Origin of the sequence: Pseudoalteromonas sp. Z1A8 (assembly GCF_011378855.1) — a bacterium.
Taxonomy (GTDB): domain Bacteria; phylum Pseudomonadota; class Gammaproteobacteria; order Enterobacterales; family Alteromonadaceae; genus Pseudoalteromonas.
Genome location: NZ_WTLB01000009.1, coordinates 90,797 through 106,985 on the forward strand (window position 1 = coordinate 90,797; position 16,189 = coordinate 106,985).

Consider the following 16,189-nt stretch of genomic DNA (forward strand, 5'->3'; position numbering starts at 1 on the left):
AAAATGCCCGGCATAGTAGGTTTTATTGGTAAAAATATATTACCCGATACTCACCCTTGTTTATTAGAGGTGGCAGGTAAAGTTTCAAGTAGCTGGTGTATAGAAGGGCAATATCAACAGCTAATAAAAACAACGGCAGATATTGCACATCATCATTTTAATAATCAAAATTTAAGCGTTGATATATGGGGTGATGTGTATTCAATAAATGCTATTGATTGCCAGCAAGGCGATGTAGCTGAGCTTATAGCTAATCAGTATTTAATTGGTAACTTAAGTGAGTTATGTAGCCAATTAAATGGCTATTTTGCATTTGTTATTTTTGATAAACAAACACAAAAAATAACCCTGGTAACCGATCGCTTTGGTATAAAACCACTTTATATGTGGGATGATAATAATTTAGTTAAAGGCTTTGCAAGCGAACCTAAAGCGCTTGTGTTAAACCCTGACTATAAGCAACAAATTGATCTCAATGCTCTTAAAACGTTTGTTGATGTAGGGCATATGCTCGGTACACAAACCTTGTTTAGTAATATTAAACGTTTAGCCCCAGCTTCAATAACAACTATTAATATGACTACTTTACAATATGACACCGCTCAATATTGGAGTTGGGCCGATATTAAAACAAATAATACAATAACGTTTGATGAGGCAATAGATGATGCTTATACCTTATTTGATAATGCAGTTTCGCGCTGCTTAAAAACAATTAAGCAACCAACTCTTGCTATAACGTTAAGCGGCGGGCTTGATTCTCGCGTGTTACTAGCCGCTGCAAAAGAGCATTTTAAAGGCACAATAAAAACCTATACCTTTGGTGAAGCAGGCTGCGATGATGCTGTATTGGCAAAACAAGTAGCACAGCTTGCGGGTGTATCTAATCAATTGGTAAGTATTGATGAGCATAACTGGTTTGAAGGACGTGAGCAGGGTGTATGGCTAACCGATGGCTTAAAAAACATTTTACATATGCATGCGTTAAGTTCGGTAAGTAATATTTCAGCTGATTCTAATTATTTACTTAACGGTTATTTAGGTGATGTTACCTTTGGTGGTAGTTATTTATTTGCTGAGGATAAATCATCACTTTCACAACAGCAACGATTAGCCCTGCGTTACTTTGAACATACTCCCTATGCCAATATAACAGATGATTATTTTAAACACGCTAATGACGACCCTGTTTTAATTTATAACCGGGGTGTGCGCTTTATTGGTGCTGGTAGTGATTTACTAAGCCATGAACTACATAATTTAAAACCCTTTATGGATAATGACTTAGTGGAATTTTTGTATTCGTTACCTGATGAATATCGCCGTAACGGCAAGCTTTATCATGCGATGTTACTGCGTTATTACCCTGATTACTTTAAAACGATTGCGTGGCAGCAAACAGGAAAGCCGATTTCGTTGCAATCAACAAGTGTTGAGCCTGCAAGAAGCCCTGTAAAGCAACGCTTAAAAGGTTTAATTAAAGGCTCTGCTTTTGAAGCGCTAGCTCGTAAATTATACCGAAACGTAACACCCAAAAGGCATTATGTTGCTTATGATACGTGGTTAAGAGAGCCACAATTTAAACACTTTGTGAAAAAAACCTTATGTAAAGACAATAGTGAAGTTAAAAAGTTATTAGGCAGTGAGTTTGTAGATGAAACTGTGAATAGTTTTTTTACCATGAGCGATACAGTAAAACCTGAAAAAATAGGTAGTTTATTAACTGTGGAGCTTTATTTAAAACGCTTACAGTGAAATTTCAAGTGCGCGCGAATATGGTAAACGCAAGATTATTTTGCGATAATAACCTGCTGCGTTTACACGTTATATTTAGTAAACAAAAAATAAATAAGTAGAGATAAAGGCTTTTAATGAAAACTATTGTTGTTACGGGTGGCGCAGGATTTATTGGTAGTGCTGTGATTCGTTTTTTAATAAACGAGACACCACATAAAGTAATTAATTTAGATAAGCTAACTTACGCAGGTAATTTACAGTCATTAAAAAGCATTGATAGCTCTAAGCGGTATACTTTTGTAAAAGGCGATATTTGCGACCGAGTGCACCTAAATAGCATTTTTAAAACCTATCAGCCTGACATAATAATGCATTTAGCGGCTGAGTCTCACGTTGATCGCTCTATTGATGGTCCCGGTGACTTTATTCAAACGAACATTGTAGGAACGTATACCTTGCTTGAAGCGGCACGTGAGTATTGGTGCACACTAAATGATACCGCTAAAGCTGGTTTTAGGTTTCATCATATTTCTACAGACGAAGTGTATGGTGATTTACCCCATCCTGATGATGTGAAGGGTGAAGCGGAAAGTGTGAAGAGTGAAAACACCTCTTACTTAACACCTAGCACTTCTCAAAATTTACCACTGTTTACCGAACAAACAGCGTACGCACCAAGCAGCCCATACTCTGCCAGTAAAGCGAGTTCTGACCATTTAGTAAGAGCATGGCAACGTACATACGGGTTACCCGTTGTTATTACTAATTGTTCGAATAACTATGGGCCGTTCCATTTTCCAGAAAAACTCATCCCATTGGTTATTTTAAATGCGTTAGAAGGTAAAGCATTGCCTATTTATGGCGATGGTTCACAAATTAGAGATTGGCTATATGTTGAGGATCATGCCCGCGCACTATATAAAGTGGCTACCGAGGGTAAAGTGGACGAAACGTATAATATTGGCGGCCATAATGAAAAAACCAATCTTGAAGTGGTCACCACTATTTGTTTAGAGCTGGATAAGCTTATTGAAAAAAAACCACGTAACCTAACATCATTTAAAGAGCTAATAACGTTTGTAAAAGATAGACCAGGACATGACAGACGTTATGCAATAGATGCATCAAAAATAGATAGTCAACTTAATTGGCAACCGCAAGAAACGTTTGAGTCGGGTATTAGTAAAACAATAATGTGGTACTTAGAGAACCTTGATTGGTGTAAGCAAGTACAAGCCGGAACTTATCAGCGAGAACGTTTAGGAGAAAACACATGAAAGGAATAATTTTAGCTGGCGGCAGTGGTTCTAGACTACACCCAATTACGCTAGGAGTTTCAAAGCAAATTTTACCTGTTTATGATAAACCGATGATTTATTATCCACTGTCGGTATTAATGCTTGCTGGCATTAAAGATATTTTGATTATTACGACTCCACATGATCAGGCTCAATTTAAAGCTCTGCTCGGTGATGGTAGTAATTTTGGTATAAATCTGACGTATGCAATTCAAGAAAAACCAGAAGGATTAGCTCAAGCCTTTATAATTGGTGAGGACTTTATTGGCCAAGATTCAGTTTGCTTGATTTTAGGCGATAATATTTTTTATGGTGCTAATTTTTCACCTAAATTAAAAGCGATGGCAAAAATTGAGCAAGGAGCATGCGTTTTTGCTTATCAAGTAAACGACCCTGAACGCTTTGGTGTGGTAGAGGTTGATGAACACTTTAATGGTATTTCAATTGAAGAGAAACCATTAAATCCAAAGTCTAATTATGCTGTTACTGGATTGTATTTTTATGACAACTCGGTAATACAAAAAGCGAAGCAAGTTGAACCTTCTGAGCGCGGTGAGCTAGAAATTACAGCAATTAACCAAGCATACTTAGAAGATAAAAATTTAAAAGTTGAAGTATTAGGGCGCGGCTTTGCCTGGTTAGACACCGGCACTCACGATAGCTTAATGGAGGCGTCGTTGTTTGTTCAAACGGTTGAAAAACGACAAGGCTTTAAAATTGCTTGCTTACAAGAAATTGCTTATACGCAAGATTGGTTAACAAAAGATGCACTTGTGGAGCAGGGGCACGCACTTAATAAAACTGGTTACGGTCAGTACCTTTTAAAACTGGCAGCAGGAACACATTAATGTCTCAAAATTTAAATCAGTTTCCAACACCAAACTCAGACAATAGTAATGCACTTGACCTTGTTGAGTTATGGCTAATTTTATGGAACAAAAAGTGGCTGATTATTGTGCTGTCTTTTTTATCTTGTGCAGGTATTTTGGCGTATTCATTAACGCTTCCTAATATGTATAAATCGTCAGTGTTACTTTCTCCTCAGCAAGAGCAGCAAAGCAGTGGCTTATCTTCTTTAGCAGGCCAGTTTGGAGGGTTAGCTAGCGTAGCCGGTATTAATTTAGGCGGCTCAAGTGACAAAACAGCTGTTTATTTAGAAATAATTAAATCAAAAGATTTTTTATATAAATTTATCGAAAAAAATAATGTAAAAGTAAACTTATTTGCAGCAAAAAAGTGGGACAAAGATACTGAGGAACTTGAGCTTGATGATACTATTTATAAAAATGGTAAGTGGTTAGTTGACGAAGAAACCCAAAAGACACTTGAGCCGACTTTGTACGAAGCGTATGAATATTTTGTAAAAAAACTAACAGTTAAAGAAGACAAAGTAACAGGATTGGTTGAAATTTCGTATGAGCATATTGATCCGCGTATTGCTAAAACGTATGTCGAAAACATCGTTACGCTAATTAATAAATCAGTAAGAGAGCGCGAAATAGCGGAAAACAAAGAAAGTATTAAATATCTCAATGAAGAATTAGCCAATACCAATATAGCTGAAATGCAAAACGTTTTTTACACTATTATTGAAGAGCAAACAAAGTCTATGCTGCTTGCCAAAGTGAGAAAAGAGTTTGCATTTAAGGTAATAGAAAGCCCTATTGTTGAAGAGCAAAAGTCGTCTCCGAACAGAGCTGTTATATGTATTCTAGGAGCTGTTTTTTCGGTGTTTTTTATATGTATTACTGTATTGCTTATACACTTTATTCGTGAGAATAAGTCCTCAAATGCACGTTCTTAATATATGAACTTGCGAGTTAACATATTGAATAGTAGTAATGATACAAATACTTTAAACGTATATAACAAAGTAAACGCTAAGTTATACATTTCTAGCTGCCTATTGCTTTTAGGCTGGTTATTTTTACCGTTTATTTTGTGGGTCCTTGGGCTTTTTTTGTATGCATTTGCCGTAAAAAAAACGCGTTTAGATAATTTGTTAGTTGGTGTTATTTCTGTATCGTTAAGTATGTTAATAGCCTCAAGGTTTATAGGTTATTTGTGGGGTGGCTCTGACGATATGCCGTCATATTTAATGGCTTATGATCGCTATGATGAACTCTCTGGAATGCTTAGCGTATCATTATTATATGCTAAGCATGGTGATGCCTTATTTGGATTTTATAGCTGGGCTGTAGCCTGGTTTACCGATAACGATATTTTTACATATTATTTTTTATCCGTATTAATCACTTATGGATTAATCTGGAAATTTTGTAAGTTAGTTGATGGACCAAGCCCGCTATTATGTTTTTTACTGATTATTTTGTTTTATAAATTTTTTCAGTTTCAGTGGCACTTGATACGTACATGCATGGCAGTTCCTATTTTACTTATGGGAGTTTGGTATGCGCAAAAAAATAAAAAACATGGCAGCCTTATTTTTATTTTAGGGGGGCTTGTTCACTTTTCTACGTTTATTTTATTACTTCCTTTACTTATTTTTAGTAAACATTTAACTCGCCGCTGGAGTGCGTCACAACTTATTGTCATATTTTTAGGGTTTATATTAGTGGCTCTAGTGGGCGTAGTTAGCATTAAAGTACTCGGCTCTGTGGTTAATAATTATATGGTGAATAAAATACTGACGCGATTAGTATTTGAACCTAATTTTTCAAAGCTTCCTTCGTTGTTGTTTTTTATTGTTGTGAACCTTATTGCACTACCCGGTTATTTAAAAACCAATAATGTTGCTTATTTAAGGTTGTTTAACATGATGAGTTACTTAACCTTACTCAGCTCGGTGGCACTGTTTTTTATAGGTGAGGAGTTGCATCGTATTTTTCTACCTTTGTACTTACTTTACGCACCAATGCTACTTTTTGCTTTGCAATATATAAAACCTAAGTCGATCACAGGCGTGTTTTTGTTTTTATTGATGGGTTTTCATATAGCTGCTTTTTCATATGTAGTGCTAATAAACGAAAGTAAATTTTTTTATAAAGGTGATAAACATATCCACCCATTAGAGAGGCGTGGCTTTGATTACCTTGTGATGTTTAAGCACTATTGGAACACCGAAGTTATTTATTATGATGGATACCGTAATAAATAGTTGTACCCTCTTATTTAGGCCTAAATATGAATAAATTAGTTACAGTTATAATACCTACCTTTAAGCGCGCAGAGGCTTTATTAAAAGCGATTGAAAGTGTTAAAAGTCAAACTTATTCATGTTTGGAAATTATTGTTGTTGATGATAATGACCCTTCAGGTGAAGACAGACGTTTAACAGCTGATATTATGGCTGGATACGCTAACGATGAGCGCATTCATTATATACGCCACGATAAAAATAAAGGCGCTTGCCAAGCTAGAAACACAGGTTTAGATGCAGCCAAAGGTGAGTATGTTGCTTTTTTAGACGATGATGATTTATGGGTTGATACAAAATTAGAGACTCAAGTGGCTGCTTTAAATTCGAGCGATGCAGATATTTGCTATTCAGATATGTTTTTAGAATATCAAGGCTGGAAGCGGTATTTTACTTGTGTAAGCGATGATGATTTTTATTTGTCTCTGCTAAAGCAAGGCTTTGGGATTTGTACCTCCGTTTTACTTATATCAACAACAGCTATCCGATCAATTAATGGCTTTGATAGCAACTTACCCAGCATGCAAGACTATGACTTATTACTTCGACTAGCAAAAAAATACAAAGCAATACATATTGCGCAGCCTTTGATCACCTATCAGTTAGCGGATGATGGTATATCGTGTAACCCAATTTCAAAAGCGAATGGGCATAGGGCGGTTATTGCTAAATATGAGGCTGAGTATATAAGTTTAGGTTTAAAGAAAGGCCTTGCGCGTCAATATGAAAGCCTTGCTGATTTTGAGCTAAGAAGTGGTAATCGTACTACTGCAATAACACATTATTTTAAAGCCCTAAAAATGTCACCCCTATCAATGCGCGTATTTGCGAAACTGGTACTTGGCAGTCTTTTTGGTAAAAAGCCACTTGAGTACTATTTATTGAAACGTCAGCAGCGTTCTTCAGTCAGTATGACTACTTCGGATTATTAAGGGGCATTTGATGCGTGGCATGTATATTAATTGCGATAAAGAACGACTACCGTCGTCACTTTATTTGACTAAAAACAATAGCCGTATTTTCGATTTTCCACATGCGTGTAGAGTCACCGGTTGCATTGTATATGACGAGGAAAATTGGTCGCAATTACCGTATGAGCATATAGAGCATAATATTTTTATTATGTCAGGCTGGTTTATTTATAAAGAGCAGCTAAACCCATTAACTCTTTTAGCTAACGATATAGTGGCACAAGGAATTGACGTTTTAAATAATGTTTTGACTGGTGTGTTTACGCTTTTTTGGCAAAATGAGCACGAAGAGTTTGTTTTTACCGATCCGCTTGGTTTATCAACGCACTTTATCGACAAGCTATCGACTGAGTTACGTGTTGCCCCTAGCGTTAAAGTGTTAAAAAATGATTCGCATCATCTCAACCATGACATGCAATGTATTTTAAATAAGAAAAACCACTTGTTTGGTAATTACACTCTTTTTGATGGCTTGCAGAGGCTAACCCCTGGGAGCTGTGTTGGAGTGATGAGTGAGCGCTCTTATTTCGTATTTCATGAAGCTAAGCCTTTAGATTCATTAGCTGACGCTGTTAAAAAGTTAACTTCACTTTGGCAAGAGCACTCTAAAATATTACCTATCAGTAGCGGCCTTGATTCTAGGTATTTATTGGCAAATGGCACTTATAAATATGGCTTTACTTATGGGCCAGATAACTCACCAGAGAGAGAAATAGCTGCCAGCTTTAGTGAGGATTTTAAAACGTATTTAGCTTTTGATTATAGTGAGCAACCATTACATGAACAAGAGCAGGCTATTTTAGATGAAATGGCTTTTGGCACACTCAACCCTATTCCAAGGCTATTAACTAATTATAGTTTTGTAGCACAACACTTTGAACAAGCAAAAATATTTTTTGATGGTTATTTAGGTGATTTATTTCAGCGTGGCACTTATATAAATTTTAAAGGCAAAAGAGGTGAAGTTTTAAAGTTATTTCCGTTTATTTATAGTGTGATTAATTTTAAGGCAAAAACTTTAATGCGTTTAAGGTACAAAGAGTTAACCGATAAAGAATTTACTATTTTGTGGCAAGACTTTGTTCAACGTACAGATAGCCTAGCGTTAACGGATTACCAAAAAGTGACTTATTATGAGTTTTTATATGGGAGAGGTGGCAGATATACTATTTTTGGCAGTAATATTTTAGCTGCGCAATTTTTTACTGTTGTTTCACCTTTTGCTGCAAGGGGGATCTTTGATTCTTTTATACAGCAAGATTACGCTAAAGCGGTTCGCTACCGAGCGCTTAAAAAAATATGGAGCAAAGTGGCTGTAAAGTATAAAAAAATCAAAGTTGAATCAGGATATACTCCACTATCAAACCCCGTAACAATTCCATCTATACAATTGATTTATAGGCTAATGTTCCATTTTATTCCATCACGTGCAAATTATGGCGTAAAAAACAAGCGTATGGAAAATAAAAAAAAATGAAAAAAGCAATACGTGTACTACTGCTGTCTAATATGGGGCCAAGCAAAAATAAACCTAATTCAGGGCGATTTATAATGAACCAGTATACTAGCCTAAAAAAGTATACTGATTTAGATATGAATTACTTTTATCTAGATCAAGAAAAGAAGTCTGGTTTATTGCGCTTATTTCGATATCCTCTTTTTGCACTTCATTTTTTATTTAAATATATTTTTTCGGTAAAAAAATTAGACATTATTCATGTTCATTTTTTCTTCCCTAATATTTTGTTAGCTATTACTTACAAAATACTAAGAAATTGGAAAGTTAAAATTGCTGTAACTTTTCATGGTAGTGATATTTATAGTTATTCCCCCCCTAGTGGAATATACAAAAAGTGTATTGATTTTGTTGATGAATCAATTTTTGTAAGCGATGAACTAAAAGCACGCTTTTTTAAGCAAGTACCTTGCACTGTATTAAGCGCTGGTGTGAATGAGGTTTTTTATCAAAAACATGAAAAAAGTAGCTTTAAAGAGAAGCAGTATGATGTTGTGTTTGTGGGCCAGCTTGACAAAAATAAAGGAATTGAAAGACTGGAGAAGATTTTAATCGCATTTCCTTGTAAAATACGTGTGGCAATAGTAGGGGATGGCGATAATACGTTTATAGAGCGTGTTAAAAATAATAAAAATGTGAGCATTTCATATTTTAATAGCTGTAACCCGCAGCAGTTGGTTACAATTTATAACTCAAGTTCTATGTTGATTAATTTATCATATAATGAATCGTTTGGCTTGGTGATGAGTGAGGCTATGGCATGCGGTGCTTTAGTTGTGGCCACTCAAACAGATGGCGCTAGTACGCAAGTAGCAGATGGAAAAAACGGTTTTTTAATACCAAATCAAGACGGCAGTGTTTGTTCAAGTACTATTAATGCAATACAACGTATTTTAAGCATGTCAGAAAAACAATATGCAAGCATGAGTGATAGTGCAACTAATACAGCACAAAAATATCGTTTATCGGTGGTTGCAAAGCAAATATTTAATATGTACACCAAGTTACAAGCGAAAAACTTTAATGATAAATAAAGTAAATATAGGCGGCATTGATGTTGCTGCTTACCAATCCATAGATGAACTTATAAGCTCGTCAATTTTGACAACTCAGGGTATACAACCTGGCGTGGGTATAGCAATTAACCCAGAAAAGATTATGGCCGCAAAAAACGATCCTTATATTATGAGTATTTTGCAAAATGCAACACTTCGTTATCCTGACGGTATTGGTGTGTCTTATGTTATGCAAAAGCGTTTAGGTTCAAAAGTTGCTAGAATTCCTGGCTGTGAATTATGGGAGCGTTTAATGCTTCGTTCTGTTGAGCAGCAAATACCCGTTTTTTTACTTGGTGCAACCCAAAGTACAGTGCTACAAACTTATGAAAAATTAACATCGCTAGGTGTTGATGTTGTAGGCTATAAAGATGGTTATTTCACTAAAGAACAAGAGCAATCCGTTATTGATGAAATTATAAAGTCTGGTGCTAAGGTAGTTAGTGTAGCATTAGGTTCTCCACGACAAGAGTTATTTATTTTTGAATGTATTAAGTATGCGCCAGATTCTTTTTTTATGGGCGTAGGTGGTACTTATGATGTTTTTACAAACAATGTAAAACGTGCACCTCTATTTTTTAGAACCTTGAATTTAGAGTGGTTATTTAGATTGCTATCACAACCATCGCGCCTATTTCGTCAAGGTAATTTACTCAAATATATATATTACTATTTAACAAAAAAAATATAGTAACTTATACGCGCAAATTCACTTTGTTTAATTCAGATTTTGAGGTTTTAATGTTATTTAGAAATGTATCTGTTATTGGTTTAGGTTATATAGGTTTGCCAACCGCTGCGGTGATAGCATCGCGCGGTGTAAATGTAATTGGTGTTGATGTTAGTCAACATGCTGTTGATACTATAAACGCTGGTAATGTACATATTGTTGAACCCGACTTAGATATTGTTGTGCGCAGCGTAGTAAAAGCCGGTAATTTACGTGCGACTACGCAAGCTGAAAAAGCAGATGCGTTTATGGTAGCAGTGCCTACTCCATTTAAAGATAACTACGAAGCCGATCTTACTTACATTGAGTCTGCAGCTAACGCAATTGCACCTGTGCTCGAAAAGGGGAACTTAGTTATTTTAGAGTCGACCTCACCGGTAGGTGCGACTGAGAAGCTTGCTAAGTGGTTAGAACAAGCGCGCCCGGATTTAACTTTTCCGCAAACCCATGGTGATAATGCAGATATAAAAATAGCGCATTGCCCTGAACGTGTATTACCTGGTCATGTACTGCGTGAGCTTGTTGAAAACGATCGCGTTATTGGTGGTATGTCGCAGGCTTGTTCTGAGAAAGCGATATCACTTTATAAAATATTTGTAAAAGGCGAATGCTTACTCACAAATGCACGTACTGCTGAAATGGCTAAGTTGACAGAAAACTCATTTCGAGATGTAAATATTGCTTTTGCAAATGAATTATCGATGATATGTGATGAATTAGATATAAACGTGTGGGAACTCATTAAATTGGCTAATCGCCACCCTAGAGTTAATATTTTGAACCCCGGGCCGGGTGTAGGTGGGCATTGTATAGCTGTTGACCCTTGGTTTATTGTGAGTTCAGCGCCTGATACAGCTAAGCTGATTCGTCAAGCTCGTGAAGTTAATGACAGCAAGCCTCATTATGTATTAAATCAAATTATTGAAGCCGCTGAGCAGTTTAAAAAACCAGTTGTTGCTTGCTTAGGAATTGCTTTCAAAGCCGATATTGATGATTTGCGCGAAAGCCCTGCACTTGATATTACTAAAATGTTGGCTCAACAAAATATAGCTAAAGTGCTGGTAGTAGAACCTAATATAAATAAGCTACCAGAGTCATTAACCGAACTAGGTGTAGAGTTGGTAAGTCTTGAAACTGCACTGGAATTGAGTAATACGCTAGCTGTTTTAGTCGATCATAAGCAATTTAAAGCTATCGCCCCTGAATTGGTTGCTAAAAAAGCAGTTGTAGATAGTCGCGGTATTTTTTAATTTAAAAAATGTAGAAAGCTTGCCGAATTTAGTCCGCAGGCTTTTGCTAGGAAAGTAAATGAAAGTTTTAACTGTATTTGGTACCCGCCCTGAAGCTATTAAAATGGCACCATTGGTATTAGCGTTAGCGCAAGAGCCTGCTATTGAATCTAAAGTGTGTGTTACTGCACAGCACCGAGAAATGTTAGATCAAGTACTCGAACTTTTTGAAATTACTCCTGATTATGATTTAAATATAATGAAAGCAGGTCAAGATCTCTACGATATTACCAGTAAGATATTACTCGGTTTACGTGATGTGCTAGATGACTTTAAACCTGACTGGGTATTAGTGCATGGCGATACAACAACAACATTTTCAGCATCAATGGCTGCATTTTATAAGCAAGTAAATATAGGGCATATTGAGGCTGGTCTGCGAACAGGTAATTTATATAGCCCATGGCCAGAAGAAGCAAATCGTACATTAACAAGCGTCTTAACAGCGAAGCATTTCGCGCCTACACAAGCCTCTGCAGATAATTTATTACGTGAGCATATTGCTGATTCTTCAATCGTCATTACGGGTAATACCGTGATTGATGCATTATTAAAAGTAAAGCAGGAAGTTCTTTCCAAAGAAAGTGTTCAGCAGCAAATGAATGTAAAATTTACTCACATAGTAGATAAACCATATATTTTAGTCACGGGCCACCGCCGTGAAAGCTTTGGTGGCGGGTTTGAACGTATATGTGAATCTATTTCTCAACTTGCAACTAAGTATCCTGATTTCAATTTTGTTTATCCTGTGCATTTAAATCCAAATGTACAAGAGCCTGTTAACCGACTTTTAGCCGACAAAGATAATGTTAAGCTTATCGACCCTCAAGATTACTTACCTTTTGTGTTTTTAATGGATAAATCATACTTAATCCTTACTGATTCGGGTGGTGTTCAGGAGGAAGCTCCTAGTTTAGGTAAGCCGGTGTTGGTTATGCGTGAGACAACCGAACGACCAGAAGCAGTTGCTGCCGGTACGGTAAAGTTAGTCGGTACTGATGTGGATAAAATAGTTGATGCAGTAAGTGAACTTATTGAAAATCCATCGCTTTATAAAGAAATGAGTGTAGCGCATAATCCGTATGGTGATGGTTTATCAAGCCAGCGTATTATTAATAGCCTACTGGGTAAATAGTCAAAGGGAATAAATATGAGGATAGCTGTCGTAGGTACAGGGTATGTTGGGCTTTCAAACGCCATGCTGTTATCACAACACAATGAGGTTGTTGCTTTAGACATAGATGAGCAAAAAATAGCACTTTTAAATAATAAGCAGTCGCCTATTGTAGATGCTGAGATTAGCGCGTTTTTAACGCGCAGTGATTTAGACTTTACAGCCACTATAGATAAAGTAGCTGCTTATAAAAATGCCGAGTTTGTAATAATTGCTACACCCACTGATTACGATGTTGAAAATAACTACTTTAATACGAGTACTGTAGAAGCTGTAATTAAAGAGACTATAGCGTATAACCCAAATGCAGTTATGGTCATTAAATCGACGGTGCCTGTTGGCTTTACGCAAAGTATTAAAGAAAAATTTGGAATTAGTAATTTAATATTTTCACCAGAATTTTTGCGTGAAGGCAAAGCGCTGCACGATAACTTATATCCATCACGTATTGTTGTTGGTGAGCAAAGTGATCGCGCAACAGTATTTGCTAATTTACTTAAGCAAGGCGCTATAAAAGAAGATATTGAAGTACTGTTTACTGATTCAACAGAAGCGGAAGCTATTAAGTTATTCTCAAATACTTACTTAGCAATGCGCGTCGCTTATTTTAATGAACTTGACAGCTACGCTGAAGCACATGGATTAAACTCTAAGCAAATAATACAAGGTGTTAGTTTAGACCCTCGTATTGGTAATCATTATAACAACCCATCATTCGGTTATGGCGGTTATTGTTTGCCAAAAGATACGAAACAATTACGAGCAAATTACGCAAATGTACCTAATAATATTATTGGTGCAATTGTTGATGCCAATACTACACGTAAAGATTTTATTGCTGATTCAATAATTAAACGAAATCCTAAAGTGGTTGGTGTGTATCGTTTAGTAATGAAAACAGGATCTGATAATTTTAGAGCTTCTGCTATTCAAGGCATTATGAAGCGTATTAAAGCGAAAGGTATTGAGGTTGTTGTATACGAACCAGTGCTTGAAGAAAATGAGTTTTATCATTCTCGTGTAATTAAAGATTTAAATGAATTCAAGCAAATATCTGACGTTGTTGTATCTAACCGTATGGTTGAAGAGCTAAGCGATATTGCTGACAAAGTTTATACTCGCGATTTGTTTGGTAGCGATTAATAAACAAAGTTTAAAGACTAAAGGTTAAAGGTTAAAGACTAAAGTTTAAAGACGAAAGGTTAAATGTTAAAGACTAAAGGCTAAAGTATAAGTCAAAAACTAAGGTGAATTTATATTAGGGGGCGTTGTGCAATTTGAGGACTTAAATGTATGGCAGCGCTCTGCCGATTTAGCTTGTGAAGTTTTTATTTATTTTAAGGCAAGTAAGCAATTTGGTTTAAAAGATCAAATTACACGCTCAGCATTATCAATTTCATCAAATATTGCGGAGGGTTATGAGAGAAAGACAGCTAAAGATTACTGCCGTTTTCTCTCTTACTCTAAAGGTAGCTGTGGTGAGCTTCGCTCACAAATATATATTGCCTTAAAAATTGGTGAGGTTGATACAAAAACAGCAGAAACCTGGATAGAAGAGTCTAGGCAGTTATCAAAGATGATATCTGCCTTAATGAAAACTATTGAAACTTGGGATTAGGCTTTTAGTCTTCAACTTTCAACTTTCAACTTTCAACTTTCAACTTTCAACTTTCAACTTTCAACTTTATCAGCTTAAAGATTAGGAAATTATGAAATATTTAGTAACGGGTGCTGCTGGTTTTATTGGGGCGGCAACATGCCAAAAATTGTTAGCGGCCGGCCATGTAGTCGTTGGTATTGATAACCTTAATGACTATTACGATGTAAATTTAAAACTAGCTCGTTTAGCGCAGTTTGAAAACCATGAAGCATTTACATTTATTAAGCTTGATATAAGTGAACGCCCAGCAATGAGCGAGTTATTTAAAGTACAGCAGTTTGATAAAGTAATCCATTTAGCGGCGCAAGCCGGTGTTAGGTATTCAATAGAAAACCCTGATGCTTATGCAGACTCTAACTTAGTAGGGCACTTAAATGTGCTTGAAGGGTGTCGTAATAATAAAGTTAAGCACTTGGTTTATGCTTCATCGAGCTCTGTATATGGCTTAAACGAAAAAACACCGTTTGAAACAACTGACAGTGTTGATCATCCTGTGTCGTTTTATGCTGCAACTAAAAAAGCGAATGAGCTAATGGCACATAGCTATTCTCACTTGTATAGCTTACCTACAACAGGGCTGCGCTTTTTTACTGTTTATGGTCCATGGGGTCGCCCAGATATGGCACCGTATATTTTTACTAAAAAAATACTTGCTGGTGACACGATTGACATAAACAACAATGGCGATATGTGGCGTGACTTTACTTACATAGACGACATAGTAGAAGGCGTTGTACGTGCAGCCGATGTTATACCCGCTGCAAACCCTGATTGGAGAGTAGAAACTGGCTCGCCAGCATCTAGTTCTGCCCCTTATTCGGTTTATAACATTGGTCACGGTAGCCCAATAAATTTAATGAAGTTTATTGAAGCTATTGAGGCTGAGCTCGGTACTGAAGCTAAAAAGAACTTCCGTGAAATGCAATCAGGTGATGTTTATAAAACCTTTGCCGACACTACAGATTTATTTAATGCGACAGGCTATAAAGCGCAGGTTGATGTTAAGCAAGGTGTTAACGAATTAGTTAAGTGGTATAAAGATTTTTATAAATAAAAGTTACAATTTGTAAGTCATTTAAAAACACTGTTCTCAATTTGAGACAGTGTTTTTTATTGGCTTTAAATTACTTGAGCGCAAAGCAAATTCGTACCTACAGGGTTGTATATTGTAAACTCCCGCCTACGGGTTAGGTGATATTTGTGGGCGGGGCTTTACGCCGCGCTTGTTGAGTTGTTTTATGGATGCGTGAAGGTAAACTCTCAAGAGCTGCGCGAGGTAAACTCCCGCCTACGGGGTGGTGTTATTTGTGGGCGGGGCTTTATGCCGCGCTTGTTGAGTTGTTTTATGGATGCATGAAGGTAAGCTCTCAAGAGCTGCGCGAGGTAAACTCTCAAGAGCTGCGCGAGGTAAACTCCCGCCTACAGATTACGGGGCGCGTTTTATTTGTGGGCGGGGCTTTATGCCGCGCTTTTTTTTAGCTTATGTTTTATTTGCACGAGGTAAATTCCGCGATAAGACCTGCGCGAGGTAAACTCCCGCCTACGGGGTGGTGTTATTTGTGGGCGGGGCTTTACGCCGCGCTTGTTGAGTTGTTTTATGGA

At 36.7% G+C, this 16,189-nt stretch carries 14 protein-coding genes; all 14 read left to right on the plus strand.

Going from position 1 to position 16,189, the window contains the following annotated elements; translation table 11 throughout:
- Positions 1-3: 3 nt before the first annotated feature.
- The 14 genes from GQR55_RS05655 to GQR55_RS05720 all read left to right on the plus strand — a co-directional run bounded on the left by GQR55_RS05655 (position 4) and on the right by GQR55_RS05720 (position 15,641).
- Positions 4-1,755: an asparagine synthase-related protein gene (locus GQR55_RS05655; protein ID WP_166419789.1), complete on the plus strand. Its 1,752-nt coding sequence runs from the start codon at positions 4-6 to the stop codon at positions 1,753-1,755.
- A 116-nt stretch (positions 1,756-1,871) separates the two neighbouring features.
- The gene (locus GQR55_RS05660; protein ID WP_166419790.1) at positions 1,872-3,014 is read left to right on the plus strand and encodes a dTDP-glucose 4,6-dehydratase; all 1,143 of its coding nucleotides are present in this window, start codon (positions 1,872-1,874) and stop codon (positions 3,012-3,014) included.
- Positions 3,011-3,883, plus strand: a complete 873-nt coding sequence (rfbA, locus tag GQR55_RS05665) for a glucose-1-phosphate thymidylyltransferase RfbA (RefSeq protein ID WP_166419791.1) — start codon at positions 3,011-3,013, stop codon at positions 3,881-3,883. The genes GQR55_RS05660 and rfbA overlap by 4 nt, the downstream gene beginning before the upstream one ends.
- Positions 3,883-4,839: a Wzz/FepE/Etk N-terminal domain-containing protein gene (locus GQR55_RS05670; protein ID WP_166419792.1), complete on the plus strand. Its 957-nt coding sequence runs from the start codon at positions 3,883-3,885 to the stop codon at positions 4,837-4,839. Before rfbA ends, GQR55_RS05670 begins: the two co-directional genes overlap by 1 nt.
- A 24-nt stretch (positions 4,840-4,863) precedes the next feature.
- Complete coding sequence (locus GQR55_RS05675) at positions 4,864-6,153, plus strand: EpsG family protein (protein ID WP_231616497.1); 1,290 nt, start codon at positions 4,864-4,866, stop codon at positions 6,151-6,153.
- A 26-nt stretch (positions 6,154-6,179) separates the two neighbouring features.
- Positions 6,180-7,124: a glycosyltransferase gene (locus tag GQR55_RS05680; protein ID WP_166419794.1), complete on the plus strand. Its 945-nt coding sequence runs from the start codon at positions 6,180-6,182 to the stop codon at positions 7,122-7,124.
- Positions 7,125-7,134: 10 nt separating this feature from the next.
- Positions 7,135-8,640, plus strand: a complete 1,506-nt coding sequence (locus tag GQR55_RS05685) for a hypothetical protein (protein ID WP_166419795.1) — start codon at positions 7,135-7,137, stop codon at positions 8,638-8,640.
- Positions 8,637-9,713, plus strand: a complete 1,077-nt coding sequence (locus tag GQR55_RS05690; RefSeq protein ID WP_166419796.1) for a glycosyltransferase family 4 protein — start codon at positions 8,637-8,639, stop codon at positions 9,711-9,713. The genes GQR55_RS05685 and GQR55_RS05690 overlap by 4 nt, the downstream gene beginning before the upstream one ends.
- Complete coding sequence (locus GQR55_RS05695) at positions 9,703-10,425, plus strand: WecB/TagA/CpsF family glycosyltransferase (protein WP_166419797.1); 723 nt, start codon at positions 9,703-9,705, stop codon at positions 10,423-10,425. The genes GQR55_RS05690 and GQR55_RS05695 overlap by 11 nt, the downstream gene beginning before the upstream one ends.
- A 50-nt stretch (positions 10,426-10,475) precedes the next feature.
- Positions 10,476-11,714 carry a UDP-N-acetyl-D-mannosamine dehydrogenase gene (gene wecC, locus GQR55_RS05700; protein WP_166419798.1) on the plus strand — a complete coding sequence of 413 codons (1,239 nt, stop codon included), beginning with the start codon at positions 10,476-10,478 and terminating at the stop codon, positions 11,712-11,714.
- Between the two features lie 58 nt (positions 11,715-11,772).
- Positions 11,773-12,888: a UDP-N-acetylglucosamine 2-epimerase (non-hydrolyzing) gene (wecB, locus tag GQR55_RS05705; protein ID WP_166419799.1), complete on the plus strand. Its 1,116-nt coding sequence runs from the start codon at positions 11,773-11,775 to the stop codon at positions 12,886-12,888.
- A gap of 15 nt (positions 12,889-12,903) precedes the next feature.
- Complete coding sequence (locus tag GQR55_RS05710; RefSeq protein WP_166419800.1) at positions 12,904-14,070, plus strand: nucleotide sugar dehydrogenase; 1,167 nt, start codon at positions 12,904-12,906, stop codon at positions 14,068-14,070.
- Between the two features lie 127 nt (positions 14,071-14,197).
- Entirely contained in the window at positions 14,198-14,545 is a 348-nt protein-coding gene (locus GQR55_RS05715; RefSeq protein WP_166419801.1) for a four helix bundle protein, read from the plus strand.
- 91 nt (positions 14,546-14,636) lie between these two features.
- Positions 14,637-15,641 (plus strand): NAD-dependent epimerase, encoded by a 1,005-nt coding sequence (locus GQR55_RS05720; protein WP_166419802.1) that lies wholly within the window; start codon positions 14,637-14,639, stop codon positions 15,639-15,641.
- Positions 15,642-16,189 lie beyond the last annotated feature (548 nt).

Coding starts and splice junctions, on each gene's coding strand:
- GQR55_RS05670 (WP_166419792.1), top strand. CDS start 3,883: ATGTCTCAAAATTTAAATCAGTTTCCAACACCAAACTCAGACAATAGT.
- GQR55_RS05710 (WP_166419800.1), top strand. CDS start 12,904: ATGAGGATAGCTGTCGTAGGTACAGGGTATGTTGGGCTTTCAAACGCC.
- GQR55_RS05695 (WP_166419797.1), top strand. CDS start 9,703: ATGATAAATAAAGTAAATATAGGCGGCATTGATGTTGCTGCTTACCAA.
- GQR55_RS05685 (WP_166419795.1), top strand. CDS start 7,135: ATGCGTGGCATGTATATTAATTGCGATAAAGAACGACTACCGTCGTCA.
- wecC (WP_166419798.1), top strand. CDS start 10,476: ATGTTATTTAGAAATGTATCTGTTATTGGTTTAGGTTATATAGGTTTG.
- GQR55_RS05655 (WP_166419789.1), top strand. CDS start 4: ATGCCCGGCATAGTAGGTTTTATTGGTAAAAATATATTACCCGATACT.
- rfbA (WP_166419791.1), top strand. CDS start 3,011: ATGAAAGGAATAATTTTAGCTGGCGGCAGTGGTTCTAGACTACACCCA.
- GQR55_RS05660 (WP_166419790.1), top strand. CDS start 1,872: ATGAAAACTATTGTTGTTACGGGTGGCGCAGGATTTATTGGTAGTGCT.
- wecB (WP_166419799.1), top strand. CDS start 11,773: ATGAAAGTTTTAACTGTATTTGGTACCCGCCCTGAAGCTATTAAAATG.
- GQR55_RS05720 (WP_166419802.1), top strand. CDS start 14,637: ATGAAATATTTAGTAACGGGTGCTGCTGGTTTTATTGGGGCGGCAACA.
- GQR55_RS05680 (WP_166419794.1), top strand. CDS start 6,180: ATGAATAAATTAGTTACAGTTATAATACCTACCTTTAAGCGCGCAGAG.
- GQR55_RS05690 (WP_166419796.1), top strand. CDS start 8,637: ATGAAAAAAGCAATACGTGTACTACTGCTGTCTAATATGGGGCCAAGC.